Source organism: Roseibium sp. FZY0029 (assembly GCF_036350355.1).
Taxonomy (GTDB): domain Bacteria; phylum Pseudomonadota; class Alphaproteobacteria; order Rhizobiales; family Stappiaceae; genus Roseibium.
On record NZ_JAZDVZ010000004.1, the window covers coordinates 372,689 to 390,663 of the forward strand.

The 17,975-nt window shown below is 60.8% G+C and carries 21 protein-coding genes; 13 read left to right on the top strand and 8 right to left on the bottom strand.

Features of this window, described 5'->3' with window-relative positions:
• The first annotated feature begins 13 nt into the window (after positions 1-13).
• The gene (acuI, locus tag V1T76_RS13355; RefSeq protein ID WP_330561140.1) at positions 14-1,006 is read left to right on the top strand and encodes an acryloyl-CoA reductase; all 993 of its coding nucleotides are present in this window, start codon (positions 14-16) and stop codon (positions 1,004-1,006) included.
• A 145-nt stretch (positions 1,007-1,151) separates the two neighbouring features.
• Here acuI and V1T76_RS13360 read toward each other — a convergent pair whose 3' ends face one another.
• Complete coding sequence (locus V1T76_RS13360; protein ID WP_330561141.1) at positions 1,152-2,057, bottom strand: LysR family transcriptional regulator; 906 nt, start codon at positions 2,055-2,057, stop codon at positions 1,152-1,154.
• Positions 2,058-2,156: 99 nt separating this feature from the next.
• Here V1T76_RS13360 and V1T76_RS13365 point away from each other — a divergent pair, with 99 nt between their 5' ends.
• From V1T76_RS13365 to V1T76_RS13400, 8 genes are all read left to right on the top strand, one after another.
• Entirely contained in the window at positions 2,157-2,771 is a 615-nt protein-coding gene (locus V1T76_RS13365; RefSeq protein ID WP_330561142.1) for an FMN-dependent NADH-azoreductase, read from the top strand.
• Between the two features lie 285 nt (positions 2,772-3,056).
• Positions 3,057-3,254 (top strand): 50S ribosomal protein L35, encoded by a 198-nt coding sequence (gene rpmI / locus V1T76_RS13370; protein ID WP_006936619.1) that lies wholly within the window; start codon positions 3,057-3,059, stop codon positions 3,252-3,254.
• Between the two features lie 26 nt (positions 3,255-3,280).
• Positions 3,281-3,640, top strand: a complete 360-nt coding sequence (gene rplT, locus V1T76_RS13375) for a 50S ribosomal protein L20 (protein ID WP_006936626.1) — start codon at positions 3,281-3,283, stop codon at positions 3,638-3,640.
• A gap of 213 nt (positions 3,641-3,853) precedes the next feature.
• Positions 3,854-5,284, top strand: coding sequence for an alanine/glycine:cation symporter family protein (locus V1T76_RS13380; protein WP_330561143.1), 1,431 nt, complete (start codon positions 3,854-3,856; stop codon positions 5,282-5,284).
• Between the two features lie 109 nt (positions 5,285-5,393).
• Entirely contained in the window at positions 5,394-5,921 is a 528-nt protein-coding gene (locus V1T76_RS13385; RefSeq protein ID WP_330561144.1) for an MAPEG family protein, read from the top strand.
• A gap of 19 nt (positions 5,922-5,940) precedes the next feature.
• Positions 5,941-6,597: a 3'-5' exonuclease gene (locus V1T76_RS13390; protein ID WP_330561145.1), complete on the top strand. Its 657-nt coding sequence runs from the start codon at positions 5,941-5,943 to the stop codon at positions 6,595-6,597.
• A 316-nt stretch (positions 6,598-6,913) separates the two neighbouring features.
• Positions 6,914-7,186 carry a hypothetical protein gene (locus tag V1T76_RS13395; RefSeq protein WP_330561146.1) on the top strand — a complete coding sequence of 91 codons (273 nt, stop codon included), beginning with the start codon at positions 6,914-6,916 and terminating at the stop codon, positions 7,184-7,186.
• 577 nt (positions 7,187-7,763) lie between these two features.
• Positions 7,764-8,084, top strand: coding sequence for a hypothetical protein (locus V1T76_RS13400; RefSeq protein ID WP_330561147.1), 321 nt, complete (start codon positions 7,764-7,766; stop codon positions 8,082-8,084).
• Between the two features lie 15 nt (positions 8,085-8,099).
• On the opposite strand, the gene V1T76_RS13405 is transcribed toward V1T76_RS13400, so the two are convergent.
• Together V1T76_RS13405 and ggt are read right to left on the bottom strand one after the other, a co-directional pair.
• Entirely contained in the window at positions 8,100-9,485 is a 1,386-nt protein-coding gene (locus V1T76_RS13405) for a multicopper oxidase family protein (protein ID WP_330561148.1), read from the bottom strand.
• A 95-nt stretch (positions 9,486-9,580) separates the two neighbouring features.
• On the bottom strand, positions 9,581-11,176 hold the full coding sequence (gene ggt, locus V1T76_RS13410) for a gamma-glutamyltransferase (protein WP_330561149.1): 1,596 nt from the start codon (positions 11,174-11,176) through the stop codon (positions 9,581-9,583).
• 134 nt (positions 11,177-11,310) lie between these two features.
• On the opposite strand from ggt, the gene V1T76_RS13415 reads away from it, so the two are divergent.
• Positions 11,311-11,742, top strand: a complete 432-nt coding sequence (locus tag V1T76_RS13415; RefSeq protein ID WP_330561150.1) for a GlcG/HbpS family heme-binding protein — start codon at positions 11,311-11,313, stop codon at positions 11,740-11,742.
• A gap of 122 nt (positions 11,743-11,864) precedes the next feature.
• On the opposite strand, the gene V1T76_RS13420 is transcribed toward V1T76_RS13415, so the two are convergent.
• Positions 11,865-12,365 carry a GNAT family N-acetyltransferase gene (locus V1T76_RS13420; protein ID WP_330561151.1) on the bottom strand — a complete coding sequence of 167 codons (501 nt, stop codon included), beginning with the start codon at positions 12,363-12,365 and terminating at the stop codon, positions 11,865-11,867.
• Positions 12,366-12,384: 19 nt separating this feature from the next.
• Positions 12,385-12,975, bottom strand: coding sequence for a polyhydroxyalkanoate synthesis repressor PhaR (phaR, locus tag V1T76_RS13425; RefSeq protein WP_330561152.1), 591 nt, complete (start codon positions 12,973-12,975; stop codon positions 12,385-12,387).
• Between the two features lie 295 nt (positions 12,976-13,270).
• Here phaR and V1T76_RS13430 point away from each other — a divergent pair, with 295 nt between their 5' ends.
• Together V1T76_RS13430 and phbB are read left to right on the top strand one after the other, a co-directional pair.
• Entirely contained in the window at positions 13,271-14,452 is a 1,182-nt protein-coding gene (locus V1T76_RS13430) for an acetyl-CoA C-acetyltransferase (RefSeq protein WP_330561153.1), read from the top strand.
• Between the two features lie 120 nt (positions 14,453-14,572).
• The gene (phbB, locus tag V1T76_RS13435; RefSeq protein ID WP_330561154.1) at positions 14,573-15,301 is read left to right on the top strand and encodes an acetoacetyl-CoA reductase; all 729 of its coding nucleotides are present in this window, start codon (positions 14,573-14,575) and stop codon (positions 15,299-15,301) included.
• A gap of 46 nt (positions 15,302-15,347) precedes the next feature.
• Here phbB and V1T76_RS13440 read toward each other — a convergent pair whose 3' ends face one another.
• On the bottom strand, positions 15,348-16,091 hold the full coding sequence (locus tag V1T76_RS13440; RefSeq protein WP_330561155.1) for a DUF3299 domain-containing protein: 744 nt from the start codon (positions 16,089-16,091) through the stop codon (positions 15,348-15,350).
• Between the two features lie 139 nt (positions 16,092-16,230).
• On the opposite strand from V1T76_RS13440, the gene V1T76_RS13445 reads away from it, so the two are divergent.
• Complete coding sequence (locus tag V1T76_RS13445) at positions 16,231-16,872, top strand: septation protein A (protein ID WP_330561156.1); 642 nt, start codon at positions 16,231-16,233, stop codon at positions 16,870-16,872.
• Between the two features lie 211 nt (positions 16,873-17,083).
• Here V1T76_RS13445 and V1T76_RS13450 read toward each other — a convergent pair whose 3' ends face one another.
• On the bottom strand, positions 17,084-17,506 hold the full coding sequence (locus tag V1T76_RS13450; protein ID WP_330561158.1) for a hypothetical protein: 423 nt from the start codon (positions 17,504-17,506) through the stop codon (positions 17,084-17,086).
• Between the two features lie 188 nt (positions 17,507-17,694).
• Positions 17,695-17,880 (bottom strand): 50S ribosomal protein L32, encoded by a 186-nt coding sequence (gene rpmF / locus V1T76_RS13455; RefSeq protein ID WP_006936667.1) that lies wholly within the window; start codon positions 17,878-17,880, stop codon positions 17,695-17,697.
• Between the last annotated feature and the right edge of the window lie 95 nt (positions 17,881-17,975).

Consider the following 17,975-nt stretch of genomic DNA (forward strand, 5'->3'; position numbering starts at 1 on the left):
AAAGGAATATCTCATGACCTTCAAGGCACTGATTGTCGACAAGGACGAAGACGGCAAAACCCACGCCTCGATTGAGAATATCGACGTGAGCCGGCTGCCGGAAGCCGATGTCACCGTTGCCGTGGAATACTCCACGCTCAACTACAAGGACGGCCTGTGCCTTGGCCCGGGGGGCGGCCTGGTCAGAAACTATCCGCATGTGCCTGGCATCGACTTTGCCGGCACGGTCGAGGAAAGCTCTGACGACTGGTACAAACCGGGTGATAAGGTGGTGCTCACCGGTTGGCGCGTCGGCGAAGCCTGGTGGGGTGGCTATGCCCAGAAGGCGCGGGTCAAGGGCGAGTGGCTGGTGCCCCTGCCTGAAGGCCTGACAACGCGCAATGCCATGGCGATTGGTACAGCGGGCTTCACCGCCATGCTTGCCGTCATGGCGCTGGAGGAGCACGGGCTGAAGCCGGAAAACGGCCCGGTGCTGGTCACCGGCGCAGCCGGTGGCGTCGGGTCTGTGGCAACCGCCATTCTGGCCAATCTGGGCTATGAAGTTGCCGCCGTCACCGGGCGGGAAAGCACCTGGGATTACCTGAAATCCCTTGGCGCTGCCCGCGTGGTGCCGCGGGATGATGTGGCCGAAACGGTCAAGCGTCCGCTGGAAAGCGAAACCTGGGCAGGCTGCGTCGATGCCGTTGGTGGCCCGATGCTGGCGCGGGTTCTCGGCCAGATGAAATACGGCGCTTCGGTTGCCGCCGTCGGCCTTGCGGGCGGCGCCAACCTGCCGGCCACGGTCATTCCGTTCCTGCTGCGCGGGGTCAACCTTCTGGGCATCGACAGCGTCATGAAGCCTTATGACGGCCGCCTGAAAGCCTGGGAACGGCTGGCAAAGGACCTGCCGATGGATAAGCTTGAAGCGATGATCCAACCGGCAACGCTCGAAGATCTGCCGGCCCTTGGTGCCGATATTCTGAAAGGCCAGGTAAAAGGCCGGGTCGTCGTCGACGTAAACGCCTGACATGGCGTCCTGCCCGGGTGGACAGCGTGTCTGCCCGGGCAAAGGCCTTCAGGCCCTCTGTTCAGAGCCCCTCAGGCCGCCACTGTTTTTTCCTCCGCCGGCAGGAAATCACGGTAGGAAAATGGCTTTGCCCCGGCGCAAGCGCTCAGGCTCCGGAACGCCCAAGCTCCGCTTTCAGGAAATCGATCATCACCCGCACCTTGAACGGCAGATAGGCCCGGGTTGGATAGAGGATCCAGGCGGCGGTCTCGAAATTGGCCGGTGCGCAGGCGTAGGCGGGAAACAGGTCGACCAGCCTGCCTTCCCTTAGATCATTCCCAATCAGCCAGTCGGCCAGCAGGGCCGGGCCAAGCCCCAGCCTGGCAGCTTCACGCAGCGCAAGTGCGCTTGCGATTGTCGCTCTGCCGGAAACGTCGACATCGAAGGGCGCACTGTTGCCCAGTCTGAACCGCCAGGCATTGCGGAAATCCGGCAGGGCAAAACACAGGCAATTGCGCGCCGACAGATCGCCGGGCGCTTCCGGGTGACCTTCCCTGTCCAGATAGTCTTGCGAGGCCACCACCCGGTAGCGGGTTTGCAGCAGCTTCGTGGAAATGAGATCGCCCTTGGGCGCCGCCGCCAGGCGAATTGCAAGGTCCAGACCTTCTGCCAGAAGATCAAGATTGCTGTCGGATGGAAACAGCTCGATCGAGATATCCGGATAGCGCTCCTGAAATTTCGGCAGAAGCGGCACGATCCCCTCCAGAACGAAGGCGACCGACGCCGTCATGCGCAAGGTGCCGCGTGGCTGCCGGCTTCTGGCGGCGATATCCTCGTTCGCGGCCTCGATTTCCTCGACAAGCGGTGCAACGCGCTGGAGATAGGCTTCGCCCGCTTCTGTCAGCGACAGTTTGCGCGTGCTGCGCTGGAAAAGCCGCTGGCCAAGCTCCCGTTCGACCGAAGATACGGTGCGGGAAACATTCGAGGCATCGAGATCCAGAGCCCGCGCCGCGGCCGCCAGGCTGCCGAGGTCGCGAACGAGCAGGATTGTCTTGAGGGCTTGCAGATCCATTCATGCAGAATAAGCATGAATATCCTGCAAGCCACAGCGTTTTTAGCGCGCAATTGCAGAAATAGCCTGTGGACCTCGTCCAAATCCGGAGGTTCCCCCATGACACTGCTTCTGCGCATCAATTCCAGCTCCCGCCAGACCGGCTCGCACTCCACCGCCATTGCCGATCATTTCGAGGAAAGCTACCGCCGCAAACACCCCGATTGCCGCGTCATCACCCGCAATGTCGGCGATGGGTCCATCCCGATCATCAGCCAGAAGACCATCGAAGGTTTCTATACCGAGCCCGCCTCCATGACCGCAGACCTGAAGGAAGCGACAGCCCTTTCCGATGAGCTGATCGCCGAACTCCAGGACGCCGACACCCTGCTGATTGCTGCACCGATCTACAACTTCGCCGTTCCGGCAGCCCTCAAGGCATGGATCGACCAGATCGTTCGCGTCGGACACACGTTTTCCTATGACGGCACCAGTTTTCAGGGCCTTGCAAGAACGCCGCGCGCTGTGGTGATCTCAGCCTATGGCGCAGAAGGCTATCTCGATGGCGAACCCTTTGCCGCGGCCAATTTCGTGCAGCCCTACCTCAAGTTCCTGTTGTCGTTCCTGGGCATTGAGGATATCCGCTTCATAGCGGCGCAGGGCACTGTTGCCGATCCTGAAAAGGTCTCGGCCAGTCTTCAGGCCGCCCGTCAGGCCTGTGACCTGGCCGCCTGATCCGCTTTGCCCGTGCGCAACTCACCTCCGCGGCGTCTCGTTTGGTCGCGGAGACCACCCTGCAAAGCGCGGCTGAAACCGCGAAAAAGGCGCGGAAACCGGTTGCATTCGGGGGAAAGCTCCCATATAAGCGCCCGGTCCAGAGTCGTCCGGCTCGTCGTGGACTGGATTTCTGCGTTCTTGCGCAGACCGGTTTCGACAACCAAGGGCATGCCGTGTCGGCTCTGAATGCACCAACAAAAGAGTATCCGTTCTGAACGGATGCACCTAAGGAAAGGATGCAAAATGCCCAAGCTGAAGACGAAGTCCGGCGCCAAGAAGCGCTTCAAACTGACTGCGACCGGCAAGGTGAAAGCCGCACAGGCCGGCAAGCGCCATGGCATGATCAAGCGCACGAACAAGTTCATCCGCGACGCCCGTGGTACCACCACGCTGAGCGACCAGGATGCAAAGATCGTGAAGCAGTTCCTGCCCTACGCGTAAAGCCAGCCCCGAAGGAGATCACCTAAATGTCACGCGTCAAACGGGGCGTTACCGCCCACGCTCGTCACAAGAAAGTTCTTAAGGCCGCAAAAGGTTATTACGGCCGCCGCAAGAACACCATCCGCGTCGCCAAGCAGGCCGTCGAAAAGGCAGCTCAATATGCCTATCGCGACCGCAAAGCCAAGAAGCGCAACTTCCGTTCGCTCTGGATCCAGCGCATCAACGCGGCAACCCGCCAGCACGGCATGACCTATGGCCGCTTTATCGACGGCCTGAACAAGGCCGGCATCGAAGTCGACCGCAAGGTTCTGTCCGATCTCGCCATCAACCAGCCGGATGCCTTCAAGGCCCTGGTTGACCAGGCACAGGGCGCTCTGGCCGCTTAAGGCCGACGTTCCGATCTGATCTGAAGAACGCGGCTCATTCGAGCCGCGTTTTTTGTTTGCAGGCCGCAAACAGGCGAATCCGTCAATTCAAAGCTGCAATTTCAGGCCCTTCTCTTTTTTATTGCAAACGGCGGAAATAGAAGCCTACCTTTTCTCTTCCGGCAGGACTGACCTCTCGTCAGCCTTGCGGAACAAAAAAGGAGGGTTGGTTCCATGCAGTTTGTCGAGGCGTTCTTCGCCCTTATCGGCGACCTGACATGGGGGTGGGCACTTATCCCATTTCTCGTTGTCATTGGCGTCTTTTTCACGGTCGTTACCGGGTTCGTGCAACTCCGTTTCTTCTTCCGGATGTTCCGGGTTCTGTCTTCCAAGAACCAGTCCGGCGATCCCAACGCGATCTCTGCCCGTGAAGCTCTTCTTCTGTCCGTCGGCGGCCGTGTGGGCGGCGGCAACATTGCCGGGGTTGCGGTGGCCATCACCCTTGGCGGGCCGGGTGCCGTCTTCTGGATGTGGGCCGTTGCCCTGGTCGGCATGGCCACCAGCCTGATCGAATGTTCTCTCGCCCAGCTCTACAAGCGCTCAACCGGTGACGGCACCTATCGCGGTGGACCGGCCCGCACCATCATTCACGGCCTTGGCGCGGACTACCGCTGGCTCGCGGTGCTCTACGCCCTCTGCCTCATGGCCTCCTTTGCGTTCGGCTTCAACGCCTTTCAGGGCAATACGGTGGCCGGCGCGGCGGAAGAAAGCCTCGGCATCGGCCGTCTTTGGACCGGCATCGGCCTGACAGTGCTGACCGGCCTGATCGTCTTCGGCGGCATTCACCGCATTGCCAAGGCAGCGGATATCATCGTGCCGATCATGGCCGTCGGCTATATCGGCATGGCGCTGCTGATCATCCTTCTCCACATCACCGAAGTTCCGGCTGTCATCTCGACAATCGTTTCGAACGCCTTCGGGCTTGAAGAAGTGGTTGGCGGGGGCATGGGCGCCGCTCTGGCGCAAGGGCTGCGGCGCGGGCTCTTCTCCAACGAGGCCGGCCTCGGCTCGGCTCCCAACGTGGCGGCAACGGCAGAAGTGCGCCATCCGATCAGCCAGGGCATCACCCAGTCGTTCTCGGTCTTCATCGATACCATGATCATCTGCACCTGCACGGCGCTGATCATCCTGCTTGGCGATGTCTATGTGCCGGGCGCCGAAGGCGTTGACGGTGTGGTTCTGACCCAACAGTCGCTTGCCTCGCACCTCGGGGACTGGACGAGCTATTTCCTCACCGGCGCGGTGCTTCTCTTCGCCTTCAGCTCCATCATCTACAACTACTACCTCGGCGAGAATGCGCTCAGCTCGATGACCTCCAGCACCATGGCGCTGCATATCCTCCGGGTAGCCGTCATGGGCGTCGTGTTCCTGGGAGCAACGGCGCCGAGCGCAACCGCGGTGTTCTTCTTCTCGGACCCGCTGATGGGCGTTCTGGCCGTGGTCAACCTGCTGGCGCTGATGATGCTGTTTCCAACGGCCAAGCGGATCCTGGACGACTTCAAGAGCCAGCTTCGCGAAGGCGTGGCCCGGCCCGTACTGGACCCGGACAAGTTCGCGGATCTCGATATCGACCGCAGCGCCTGGACCGGCAAGGCACCGGACTGACAGGCCAAGAATATGATCCATCGGGAAGCGCGGCCATCCGGCCGCGCTTTCCTTTTGAAGCCGGCTGTGGTCCCCTGCCTGTGTCGGCACAGCATCTGAAGGCAGCGGGATGCCCCTTACAACGAAACAACACGGTGTCCTGAAGGGCATGATCGCGGCGGTGATCGTCGCGGCCACCGGGCTTGGCCTCGGCGCCTTTCAGTATCCGCAGGACTGGCTGACGGATGGCTCGCCACAGGCCCGCTTTACGCTCGCCGCCCAGTGTCTGCTTGCCAGCGCGTTCTGGCTGCTGCTGTCCATCGGCATTCTGGCACGGCATCGCTTTTTCACTCCTGAAGATATCGACGGCAGCGGGCTGACGTCCGGAACCGCCAAGGCCAGGGTTCTGCAGGCCATGCTGCAGAACACGCTGGAACAAACCGCACTGGCCGCCCTGACCTATCTCGCCTTCGCAGCGCTGACCCCGGCGGAGTACCTCGGCGCCTTGCCTGCCGCCGCTCTGCTGTTCTGGTGCGGACGCGCGCTGTTCTGGCAAGGCTATGCACAAGGGGCCGCAGCCAGATCCTTCGGCTTTGCGCTCACGTTCTACTCAACCGTTCTGCTGTTTGTCGCCGCCCTGTTTTTTTCCTTCGTTTGACCCAACGGATCCTTTTTCCATGCATCACGTGATCATTTTCGACTGCGAATATCTGACCGCGCCCGGCGCCATGCGCCGGCAATGGTGCGGGCCGCTGGATCCGGATCCGAATGTCGCCCAGATTGGGGCGGTGAAACTCTCGCTAAAGGGTGGTTATGACATTCTGGATACCTTCAATGTCCTGATCAAACCGAGAGACAGGTTCGGTGCGCACCCGAAGGTGGATCCTTTCTTCACGGAACTGACCGGCATAACCCAGGCGGACATCGACCGCGAAGGCATTGCCCACGCCGACGCACTGGAAAGATTCGCGACCTTCTCGGAGGGGGCCAATTTCTGGTCCTGGGGTAAGGACGAACTCACCCTTCTGGCCATCAGTTCCTATATCGAAGGCCTGACACCACCTGTGCCCGCGCACCGCTTCGGCAACGCCATCGGTCTTATCTTGAACGCGGGCATCCCCGTTGCGGATATGGGCCAGATGTCGAGCGGACGTCTGGCGGAATATTTCGGCCTGGAAATACCGGACGGGCGACAGCACGACGCTCTCGACGATGCCATGTCGGTTGCCGTCTCCCTGCAGCATCTTCTGAACACCGAAAAACTGACACCGGAGGATTTCAGCCTGCCGCTGATCGTCAACCCACCGGAGCGCATGCACTCCGGTTTAGAATGATTTTTCCGGACGCACGGTAGGGCCTAGTCCTTTCCCTCCCGCCACGAGCGCAACAGGCCGGTTCCGGTTACCACCGCTATCCCCGTTTCTCACTGAAAGTGTCCGGTTTCGCGCCACTACGTTAACAATTATTAACGCGAAACGGCGGTTTTCTGCGGACAAAAAGTTAACAAGAGGTTAACGTGGCACGGTGATTGCGACGTTTCAGATGAGGCAGCCCAAGGCGTGCCATTCTGAAACAAAGAGGCGTTAAATCGTGCGAGTTAACCCGGTTTCTTCTGCAGGTCGTGCCAAAGTGAGGCGCAAGCGTCCCTCCGTGGGAGAGACGGAATCCGAGCGTCAGGCAACTTTCGCCGCGTATCTTCCTGTTCCCGTGGAACCGGAGCTTGAGCGTGAACAGATTGCCTTCAGCGCGCGCTACCGTCCGAACTCGGTCTTTCTCGCCCATCTGATCGCGACCCGCGATGGAGAGCCTCAGACAAGGTTCCGCAGGCAAACTGAACCTCTGACCGGCATTAACTCCTACCGGGCCACCGCTGCCCTACCGCGCCAGCGGCCGGCCGGCCGGCTGCTCAAGACCGAGCGCTAGGCCAACCCGTTTTACAGTTCCAGAAGTACCACTGGATACCTTCAGCCCGGGGCATCGCCTCGGGCTTTTTTTTGGGATTAGTACCGCAAGCTTCAAGTGGGTGTGACTTGCCTTCCGACTTGCCTCCTGCCCACCAACCTCATCCTGAGTGTCTGACCCGAAAATGGTGCCCGGGGAAACTGCCACAACCACATTTGTCATTCCCGCGAAAGCGGGAAACCAGGACTCCGTGAAGTAAGTATTGAGCCCTTAAAGCAAACTCATGAGGTTACTGGGTCCCCGCTTTCGCGGGGATGACAACTGAGAAGGGCCAGCGCTTCCTCAGGATGAGGTGGAGGAGGCTTGTCAGAGGAACTGCAGACACCCGGGGTTGAAGCACCATGCCAAATGACGGCAGCCGGGAACAAAATCGGCAGACAACCGTTACTCCCTTACGGAAACCGGCAAATGCCTTACCCGACAAAGTGTGACGCACATCACGTTTATCTGTTGCCGGCCACCCTATATTGAAACACAGATCCGGACTCCCCGGACCTCCGAAAGACTGGCCACGGACTGGCCCACACCGGAGACTGAAATGCAAGTAAGACCCGTATCCGCCATCCACCCCATGCGCATCCGGCAGAAGCCGGTAACCGCACCCGCCGGGCAAACCGGCTTCGGTTCCGCCTCAAACGGCTTTTACAGTGCTCTGGATGCCGTTCCCGCGCATATCGCTGAAAACGCTTCGACGCGCGATGCCTATCACGGTGCCCATGTCGAATATGCCACTCAGCTTCTGGCCGGCGATGGCCTTGATGAGGAAACCTGGCTGGAGCGCCGGCAGCATGTCGCGCAATATGCGTCCGCCGCCGACGATGGCGACGACCGCTCCTTCACCATTTCCCTGTCTGCCTGATCTGCCAGAAAGCGCTCAGGCTTCGACACGCAGAAAACCGGCCAGGCCGGTTTTCTGGTGTTCGATCACGTGGCAATGAAACGCCCAATCGCCCGGATTGTCGGCGACCAGTGCCACTTCCATCGTTTCTTCTTCCAAAAGCAGCGCCGTATCGGTCACCAAAGGCGGCAACTTGCGCTTGTTCGACCGCAGCAACTGGAACGACATGCCGTGAAGATGGATCGGATGATCGTTCGGGGTCTCGTTTCTGAAGCGCAGGATGTACGACTTGCCATGCCGCAAGGTCGCCAGCGGATCGAACGGCCCCGGCACGTCCCCGCCCCAGGCAACACGGTTGATCGACCAGAAGGTATAGCCGAGCGAACCGCAGATGCTTGCCTGCGGCGCATCCCCACCAGGCGACCAGCCGAACACAAAATCCAGAACCTCGGCATTGGCAAGATCCGCCACAGGCACGGGGTTGGGCAACAGGGGCTTCAGTTCGCGCAGGTCCCTGCCGGCGGTCGCGCCCTTCGGCTGGAACGTTGCCAGCACCTTGTCACCGTTCGGCTTTTTCAGAACAAGCGTGGCGACCTGGTCTTCGCTGTCCGGCACGCGCAGGGCGACGTCCGCGCGCTGACCGGGTGCGAGCACGATTTCGTCCATAGCCACCGGCTGAGGCAGCGGATTGCTGTCCAGCGCGATCACCAGTGCCTCCGCTCCGGAGATCGTATAGGTGCCGACCCGTGTCAGGTCGGTCACGGCCAGGCGCAGGCGCACCAGGCTGCCTGCAGCAAGCTCATAGACAGGCTGAGGTTGCCAGTTGACCGTCGAAACAGTGCCCAGCGTGCCACCCCGTGCGGCGTTCCGGGGCTTGTAGAAGGCGATGAACTGGCCGTCGCCACCAAGACGGAAATCGCGAATGTTGAGCGGCAGGTCGCTGTCGAAACCGACGTCTTCCTCGTCCTCCACCACGATGACCCCGGTCAGGCCCCGGGCGATCTGTTCCAGCGTGTTGCAATGCGGGTGATACCAGAAGGTGCCCGCGTCCGGCGGCGTAAACTCATATCGGAAGGAGTTTCCTGCCTCGATCGGATATTGCGTCAGATAAGGCACGCCATCCATGTTGTTGGCGATTCTGAGCCCGTGCCAATGCACCACCGATGCTTCATCAAGCGCGTTGTGAACGTCGATGGTGGTGGTCTGCCCTTTGCGGAAGCGCAGCACAGGAGGCGCCCCACCGGGGTTGAAGCTCATCATGTCCGCGGTCACCGTTTCCGGCAGCACGGTATGACTGAGATTGGAAAGGGTCAGGCTATGGTCGGCAGCCAGCGCTGCTCTGGCGCCAAGCCCGCCGGCCCCAAACGCGGTCAGCGCTCCGGCGCCGCCAAGCAGGATCTCCCGCCTCGAAAATCCGGGCATTTTGAAAACCTCATATGATTACCGGCGCGTCCAGGCGCACCAAACACCCGCAAGGCGGCAATCACAAGGTTCAAATTGACGCGGCTGCCATCGGCTCAGTAGCCGGAAGCGTGCCCGTCCTTGCGCGGATCGGACCCGGCGGTGAGCAGATGCCGGGCCTTGTTGATCATGATCGCCTGGGATCCGCCAATCGGGCTGTTCGCCGTTACGACCGAATGGCCAAGGGCACGCAATCCGTCCAGCGTGGACGGTGGCACGAGCCTTTCCGCCTGAAGTTCATGGCTGGCCATGTCGAAGAACATGCGCGGGAAGTCGATGGCTGCCTGAACGTCCATGCCGTAGTCGATGATATTGGTCAGCACATGCGCATGGCCGCAGGCCTGATAGTGGCCGCCCATCACACCGAAGGACAGGAACGGAGCGCCTTCCTTCAGCACCATTGCCGGGATGATCGTATGCATCGGCCGCTTGCCGCCGTCGATGGAATTGGCGTGCCCGGGCTCCACCCGGAACGACTTGCCCCGACAATGCAGCAACACTCCGGTTTCCGGAGCGACGATGCCGCTGCCGAAGGAACTGAACAGGGAATTGATGAAGGAAACCGCAAGTCCGTCCTTGTCGACAATCGTCAGGTAGACCGTATCGGTCTGCGGGGCCAGCGCGCTTGTGGGCACGGACGCCATGCGCTTGGTCAGCGAGACCTGCCCGGCAAGCTGCTCGATGTAGTCGGCGCCGGTCAGCCGTGTGTGACACACATCCATGTAGCCCGGATCGGTGATGAATTGTTCCCGCACGCCATAGGCCAGGCGCGCTGCTTCCATTTCCAGATGGAAGCGCTCCGGACCGAGCGGATCGAGGCTATCCAGGTCGAACCGCTCCAGAATGCCGAGCATGATCAGGGCGACGATGCCCTGACCGTTGGGCGGCAGTTCGGCCACCGTATGGCCCCTGTAGTCTCTCAACACCGGCGACACCGCCGTCGTATGGCAGGCGGCCAGATCGTCATGGGTCATCAGCCCGCCGCGAGACTTCAGTGCACTCACGATGTCATCGGCGATCGGGCCGGAATAGAAGGCATCCGCCCCGCCCTCGGCAATTGCCGACAGGGTGTCTGCAAGATGCGGATATTTGAGGATCGTGCCGGCTTTTGGGGCTTCGCCCTTGATCAGGTAGCGCGCGGCAGAAAGCTCGTCGGCCCGCAGCTTGTCAACCTCGCCGGCCCAGTCGCTGGCAACACGCGGCGCAACGGGAAAACCGTCACGGGCATATTGAACGGCCCGTTTGAACAGGGACCTGAAGCTCCTGGTGCCATGGGCCTTCAGCAGCGTTTCCCAGGCCCGTATGGCGCCGGGAACGGTCACGGCGTGCGGCGAGCCGTCGGTAATCTCTTTCACGCCCAGTTCGGCCAGCTTTTGCGGCTTTGCAGCGCGCGGCGCAGCACCTGAGCCGTTGAACCCCGTCAGGCGGCCGTCCGGCTCCATCACGATGGCAAAACAGTCGCCGCCAATGCCGGTCATATGAGGCTCGACGACACATTGGACAGCAACCGCCGCGATGGCGGCATCGACGGCATTGCCGCCAGCCTGAAGCACTTCCAGAGCCGCACTTGTCGCAAGAGGATGAGAGGTCGCAACCGCCGCTTCCCGCGCAAAAACCGGGGACCGGCCCGGAGCCTGAAAATCACGCTTCACTGAATGTCTCCTGCCCGAAGTGTCTTTCTTTCCCAAACGCAGCAATAGCTTCTCGGGAATGCCGCCTATTCGCCAATGCCGTGATCTGTTAGCAAATCGGTATCGCGGCCAGCACCTTAAGGAGAAGAGGGAAAATGCGCAAACTGACATTATCAACGGCAGAAATCATCATTTCCGCCGCTTTTGAAAAGGCAGCAGAGCTGTCTCTCAAGCCGCTTACCGTCGCTGTGCTCGATGCCGGGGGCCATGCAATCCTGCTCAAGCGCCAGGACGGTTCCTCGATCATGCGTCCGCAGATTGCCACGGGCAAAGCCATTGGCGCGCTGGCCGTCGGCACCGGCACCAGATGGCTGAATGCCAACGCGGAATCCCGTCCGCATTTCGTCAACGCGCTGAACGGCGTTTCCGGCGGCGCCATCGTTCCGGTTCCCGGCGGCGTTCTGGTGAAGAACGACGAAGGCGAAACCCTCGGTGCCGTCGGCATTACCGGAGACACCTCCGACAATGACGAAGCCTGCGCGGTCGCCGGTATTGAAGCCGCCAGGCTGGTCGCCGACTGCGGCTAAGAAGCACTTCTCCACGCAGCCTCATCCTGACCGTCGGTCGTGCCTTTCAGGATGAGGTTGGGGGGAGCTGCTGCAATCAGCGCTGCGCGACGAACCGGCAACCAGAAGAGGGCGGACAAGGCTCAATCAGCTTGCAGTGTTTTCCGGTAGATGCCCAAAGGCCCTGTTTCCGGGTGCAGCGTTTCGACCAGCAGCCAATCGCGTTTGAGGACGAGCGACCGGGCTGTTGCCGTCGCGGTCAGAATATCCGGAAACCCGAGCTGTCTTGCTTGCCTTTCGGCAGCGGCAACGAGCTCAGCGCCGATGCCCGCTTTCCGGAAAGCGCGATGCACCAGCAGCGCGGTCAACCAGGCTCCCGGATAAAGGTCCGATCCCGGCGAGGTATCGCGCAGCGAAACCGTGCCCAACAGCCTGCCTCCGCCATCCAGCGCAACCAGACAGCGCGGCAACCGGGTGCCGGGTTGAAGGCATTTTTCCAGATCCTGCCGCGCGTCGCCTGGCCCGTCGGGTCCATACCAGCCGGACCATTCGTCGACGAACCAGCCTTCCAGGGTTTCCATCACCGCAGGCGCATTGCCAAGCGCGGTGATGGTTACATTCCCGGTGGCGAGAGTCCCGCTCATGTCACGCGCTTCGAACGCCTCAGGACTTTTCGCTGAGCTGGTTGATCTTCTTCTGCATGTCTTCCAGCTGACGCTTCATCTCGTCGAGGTCATTGCCGCCGGACTTTGCCGGCTTGGCCGTGCTCGCCGGGTTGGAAGATGCAGCCGTGTCGCCGCCCGCGGCCGGAAAGGGCATGAACATCTTCATGGCCCGTTCGAACATTTCCGTGTTCCGCTTGACCTGATCCTCGATGGCCTCGAACGCCGTTGCGCCGAAAGCTTCGCTCATTTGTGAACGCAGCTTTTCCTGCTCCTTGGTGAGCGAGGTCATGGAATATTCCAGGAAGCTCGGCACGAGGCCCTGCATGCTGTCGCCGTAAAACCGGATCAGCTGACGCAGGAACGTGACGGGCAGAAGGTTCTGCCCCTTGCCTTCCTGTTCGAAAATGATCTGGGTCAGGACCGAACGGGTGATGTCCTCACCGGTCTTTGCGTCATAGACGACAAAGTCCTCCTCCCCCTTCACCATCACCGCCAGGTCTTCGAGCGTGACATAGGTGCTGGTGCCCGTGTTGTACAGCCGCCGGTTGGCGTATTTCTTGATGATTGTCGGCTCGTTGGTCTTGGCCATCCGTGAATTCCGCCTATCAGCCTTTTGGCTCGTTTCCCATTTGACGACAAGGCCTTCGCAGGCCTGTCATCTCCTCCAGATAAGAGACTAAGCCAATCGTATCGGATCGTGCCAGCCTTTTTATGTGCACTGACGAAAGGATGATGCCGCAAATGCGAAAACAGACCTTCGATACGAAGTGTTACGGTTGACACAAATCTCACCGCAGTTTCTAGTCCATGCATAAAGAGCCTCGGCAGGTGCCGCAACGGCACCAGCCCACTACGGTCAATTGGCCTCAAGTCTGGAGAGTATGATGAGCGCTTTCACCGATATCGTCATTGTCAGTGCAACCCGCACGCCCGTAGGGTCGTTCAATGGCGCTTTTGCCAACACCCCGGCGCATGACCTCGGTGCCATTGTCATGAAGGCGGCCATGGAAAAGGCCGGCGTCGACGGCGGCGACATCGACGAAGTCGTGTTCGGTCAGGTTCTGACGGCCGGTCAGGGCCAGAACCCGGCACGCCAGGCTGCCATCAAGGCAGGTATCGCCGACAGCGCAACGGCCTGGACGCTCAACCAGGTCTGCGGTTCCGGTCTGCGCACCGTCGCCATTGCAGCGCAGCAGATCATCTCGGGCGACGCCACCATCATGATGGCTGGCGGCCAGGAAAACATGTCGCTGTCGCCGCACTGCGCCCACATGCGCGCCGGCTACAAGATGGGCGACTACAAGATGATCGACACCATGATCAAGGACGGCCTGTGGGATGCCTTCAACGGCTACCACATGGGTCAGACCGCCGAGAACGTCGCCGAGAAGTGGCAGATCAACCGCGAGCAGCAGGACGAGTTCGCCGTTGCTTCCCAGAACAAGGCGGAAGCCGCGCAGAAGGCGGGCAGGTTCAAGGACGAGATCACCCCGGTGACCTTGCAGGAACGCAAGGGCGAGCGCGTTGTGGAAGATGACGAGTACATCCGTCACGGCGCCACGCTGGAAAGCGTCGCCAAGCTGCGCCCGGCCTTCACCAAGGACGGATCCGTGACCGCCGCCAACGCTTCCGGCATCAACGACGGCGCCGCCGCCATTCTGGTGATGAGTGCCGCCGAAGCCGAAAAGCGCGGCCTGACGCCTCTGGCCCGCATCGCCTCCTGGGCAACCGCTGGTGTCGATCCGGCAATCATGGGCTCAGGCCCGATACCGGCATCCCGCAAGGCGCTCGAAAAAGCCGGCTGGTCCGCTGCCGATCTGGACCTCGTGGAAGCCAACGAAGCCTTTGCCGCTCAGGCCTGCGCGGTCAACAAGGACATGGGCTGGAACCCGGATATCGTCAATGTGAATGGCGGCGCGATTGCCATCGGCCACCCGATCGGCGCATCCGGCGCCCGTATCCTGACGACCCTGCTGCACGAAATGAACCGCCGCGATGCCAAGAAAGGCCTTGCAACCCTGTGCATCGGCGGCGGCATGGGTGTCGCCATGTGCCTGGAGCGCTAAGCCCCTACCGGCAAGAAACATCATGGCCGGACCTCCGGCCATGATGGGGAACAGCAAACTAGACTGAATTGATGTCAGAGAGCCCAAAGGGCCCGGAACAGGAAGTCAGGAGGAAATGGAATGAGCAAGGTCGCATTGGTCACGGGTGGCACACGCGGTATCGGCGAAGCAATTTCACGAGGCTTGAAAGACGCAGGTTACACCGTGGCGGCCACATATGCCGGCAATACGGAAAAAGCGGAGGCCTTCAAGGCCGAAACCGGCATTCACGTCTTCAAGTGGGACGTTTCCGATCCTGATGCCTGCGCTGAAGGCATTGCCAAGGTGGAAAGCGAAGTGGGCCCGGTGGAAGTGCTGGTCAACAACGCCGGTATTACCCGTGACGGCATGTTCCACAAGATGAGCTTCGAACAGTGGCGCGAAGTCCTGTCGACGAACCTCGATTCCATGTTCACCATGACCAAGCCGGTGATCAACGGCATGCGCGAACGCGCCTCCGGCCGCATCATCAACATTTCGTCGATCAACGGTCAGAAAGGCCAGATGGGCCAGGCGAACTATTCCGCGGCCAAGGCCGGCGTGATTGGCTTCACCAAGGCTCTGGCGCAGGAAAACGCCTTCAAGGGCATCACCGTCAATTGCGTCTGCCCGGGCTACATCAACACCGACATGGTTGCCGCCATGCCGGAAAAGGTGCTGGAATCAATCATCTCCGGCATCCCGGTCGGCCGTCTCGGCCATCCGGAAGAAATCGCCCAGACGGTGGTTTACCTCGCGTCCGACGCCGCCGCCTTCATGACCGGCGCCGTGATGACCATCAACGGCGGCCAGTATATCGCCAACGGTTGAATTCGAAGTTCAATCACAGGAAAAGGCGCCCTTTGCGGCGCCTTTTTCATGGGTGCTTCCAGAAGTTTTCCGGCACCGGGCCCTTGAAGAATTTCCAGATCCGGCTCATCGGGTCCGGGGCGGTCTCTTCACCCAGGCTCTGGGCACCGGTGACCTCCATCTCGAAGGCTGCGATCATGTCGACCTGACCGTCCAGAAGCGTGATTTCCTGGCGGGTTGTTTTCAGAGACAGACGCCCGGTCAGCCGGACCGGTTCGTAGACGTATTCCGCCCGCCAGCCCGTCGACAGCCGGTACCGGATCATCTGGTTGGGATCTGGCGCCGGCATGTGGCTGCACATGCCCTGTTCGGGAACCAGATAGCCGGCGATCACCTCATCGCTGCCCGGTTCCTGAACGGGGATCACATACCCGGTAATCTCGATGTCCTTTCCGGCCAGAGCCTTGTTGCCGGCAAGCGACGCAGCAGCCCGCTTCTTCGCCACCTCGAAGCGCTGCGACAACAATTGGTCCGTCGGCACGCCGGCCGCAGCAAGCTGGGCCTCTTCCTGCCGAAGACGCTGTTCAAACGTCGAACGGTCCGCGTCAGTCGCATCCATCTCGTCCAATTGCTGGCGAAGCCGCAGCACCGCGCCGAGCGACCGCAGTTCCGAGCCGCTCAGCGCGGCAAAGGGGTCCTCATAGGCTGCAGCCTGCGGATCCTTGAGCTGGTCCCAGCGCAGAGGCATCGCCGCGAACACGGGAGCCGTAAACAGCAGGGTGGCGGCAAGGCCCAGCATCCAACGTTTCATGTTCACGCTTCCCGGTGTCTCTCTACTGGCCTTGAAAATTTCCGGCTCTATTTTCCGATTCGGGCCGGGGTGCTTGACCCTGGCACCCTCCATCACCTATGTCCGGAATCAGACTTCCTGAACAGGATAACGTAAAAACATGGAATTCGAACACGCCCCGAACGACCCGACCCGCAAGGAACTCTCGCCGCTTCTGAAGCTGGCGCTGGAATTGGGACCGCTTGGCGTGTTCTTCCTGTTCAATGCCCGCGGCGAACAGATCGCCGCCGCCTTTCCCGTGCTGCAGGAAGTCGGCAAGCCGATTTTCCTGGCAACCGCGGCCTTCATGGTGGCCATCAGCATTTCGCTGGTCGTGTCGCTTTGGCTGACGCGGCGACTGCCGATCATGCCGTTGGTGTCCGGCGCTGTGGTTCTCGTCTTTGGCGCCCTGACGCTGTGGCTGCACGACGAACTTTTCATCAAGCTGAAACCGACCATCGTCAACTGCCTGTTCGGCACGGTTCTTCTGGGGGGATTGCTGTTCGGCAAATCGTTGCTGGGCTATGTCTTCGACAGCGCTTTCCGCCTGACAGACGAAGGCTGGCGCAAGCTGACATTCCGCTGGGGCGTGTTCTTCTTCGTTCTTGCCGCGATCAACGAGATTGTCTGGCGCAGCTTCTCGACCGATTTCTGGGTCAGCTTCAAGGTCTTCGGCATCATGCCGATCACCCTCATCTTCACCCTGACCCAGCTACCGCTGATCCAGAAGCACGCGATCGTCGAGGACAGCAAGGACGCCTAGCCGTTCCGGTCTTGCTCCGCGCCCGTCATTCCGGACAAATGCAGCGAAACGCTGCACGCCGATCCGGAAACCGGGTGTCGGCGTGAGTCAAGCGACGCCATTTCCTGCGAAATTTCAGCGCGTCCAAGGCGCGAATTAAGCCTGGAGTCGGGGCCTGCGTCCGACTGCGTTTCTCTTGTCCGGAAGGAGGGATTTGCAGGATCACGCCCGCCTAGTGCATGTCCCCATGGCCGAAGGAAACGTCCCGCCGTGCCCCGGTGATGGAGATCGAGAACCCGGCGATCACGTCGATAAGGGAGATCGCCATCAAGATGAAGAACAGCGACGTCGCCGCAGGCTGCACCACCAGAAACTCCACCAGATAGGCGACGAACACCAGCACCGAGAACATGTGGTCCAGCAAGGCCGTCGTGCCGATGCGAGTCGCCTTCAGTATTTCGATGAACAGAAACAACAGTCCGACGGTGATGAGCAGATCGCTCGCCAGAAGCTCGAATGTCGCACCGGAGACCATCTGGATGGTGATCACGGGCTGAGCCCAGAAACCGGGATCTCCCGCACCTGCCGTGAAAGCAAGGGCGTTGTAGATCAGCAGCGAGAAGAGCGTGAAAGGAAGGGCGGAGAAAAGGCGCATGGACGGCTCCCGGTATCAAGGCCGCCCGAAGCGGGCGGAAATCGCAGCGAGCTGACACGATCTTGAAAGCCAATTCAAGGCGCAGAAAAGAAAAAGGCCGGCCCGTCGAAACAAGGCCAGCCTCAATCCTGTTTTGCCATGCGGCGATCCGATCCGGACGCTACCTGCATTCAAGAAGAATGCGGGTGTTATGCGTCGTCTTTCGCGGAAAGGATCTGACGGCCCCGGTACATGCCGGTCTTCAGGTCAACGTGATGCGGACGGCGCAGTTCGCCCGAATCCTTGTCCTCGACGTAAGTCGGCTGCTTGAGGGCGTCCGCGGAACGGCGAAAACCGCGCTTGGAGCGCGAGGTTTTTCTCTTTGGAACGGCCATTTTGTTTTTCTCCGTGGTCCATAACCGCGCGGCCCGGACCGGGTTAGCCCGGGGCGTGGCGTCACGCAGCGTGTTGGAATGCGCGGCGTTATACA

Coding starts and splice junctions, on each gene's coding strand:
- acuI (WP_330561140.1), top strand. CDS start 14: ATGACCTTCAAGGCACTGATTGTCGACAAGGACGAAGACGGCAAAACC.
- V1T76_RS13360 (WP_330561141.1), bottom strand. CDS start 2,057: ATGGATCTGCAAGCCCTCAAGACAATCCTGCTCGTTCGCGACCTCGGC.
- V1T76_RS13365 (WP_330561142.1), top strand. CDS start 2,157: ATGACACTGCTTCTGCGCATCAATTCCAGCTCCCGCCAGACCGGCTCG.
- rpmI (WP_006936619.1), top strand. CDS start 3,057: ATGCCCAAGCTGAAGACGAAGTCCGGCGCCAAGAAGCGCTTCAAACTG.
- rplT (WP_006936626.1), top strand. CDS start 3,281: ATGTCACGCGTCAAACGGGGCGTTACCGCCCACGCTCGTCACAAGAAA.
- V1T76_RS13380 (WP_330561143.1), top strand. CDS start 3,854: ATGCAGTTTGTCGAGGCGTTCTTCGCCCTTATCGGCGACCTGACATGG.
- V1T76_RS13385 (WP_330561144.1), top strand. CDS start 5,394: ATGCCCCTTACAACGAAACAACACGGTGTCCTGAAGGGCATGATCGCG.
- V1T76_RS13390 (WP_330561145.1), top strand. CDS start 5,941: ATGCATCACGTGATCATTTTCGACTGCGAATATCTGACCGCGCCCGGC.
- V1T76_RS13400 (WP_330561147.1), top strand. CDS start 7,764: ATGCAAGTAAGACCCGTATCCGCCATCCACCCCATGCGCATCCGGCAG.
- V1T76_RS13405 (WP_330561148.1), bottom strand. CDS start 9,485: ATGCCCGGATTTTCGAGGCGGGAGATCCTGCTTGGCGGCGCCGGAGCG.
- V1T76_RS13415 (WP_330561150.1), top strand. CDS start 11,311: ATGCGCAAACTGACATTATCAACGGCAGAAATCATCATTTCCGCCGCT.
- V1T76_RS13420 (WP_330561151.1), bottom strand. CDS start 12,365: ATGAGCGGGACTCTCGCCACCGGGAATGTAACCATCACCGCGCTTGGC.
- phaR (WP_330561152.1), bottom strand. CDS start 12,975: ATGGCCAAGACCAACGAGCCGACAATCATCAAGAAATACGCCAACCGG.
- V1T76_RS13430 (WP_330561153.1), top strand. CDS start 13,271: ATGAGCGCTTTCACCGATATCGTCATTGTCAGTGCAACCCGCACGCCC.
- phbB (WP_330561154.1), top strand. CDS start 14,573: ATGAGCAAGGTCGCATTGGTCACGGGTGGCACACGCGGTATCGGCGAA.
- V1T76_RS13440 (WP_330561155.1), bottom strand. CDS start 16,091: ATGAAACGTTGGATGCTGGGCCTTGCCGCCACCCTGCTGTTTACGGCT.
- V1T76_RS13445 (WP_330561156.1), top strand. CDS start 16,231: ATGGAATTCGAACACGCCCCGAACGACCCGACCCGCAAGGAACTCTCG.
- V1T76_RS13450 (WP_330561158.1), bottom strand. CDS start 17,506: ATGCGCCTTTTCTCCGCCCTTCCTTTCACGCTCTTCTCGCTGCTGATC.
- rpmF (WP_006936667.1), bottom strand. CDS start 17,880: ATGGCCGTTCCAAAGAGAAAAACCTCGCGCTCCAAGCGCGGTTTTCGC.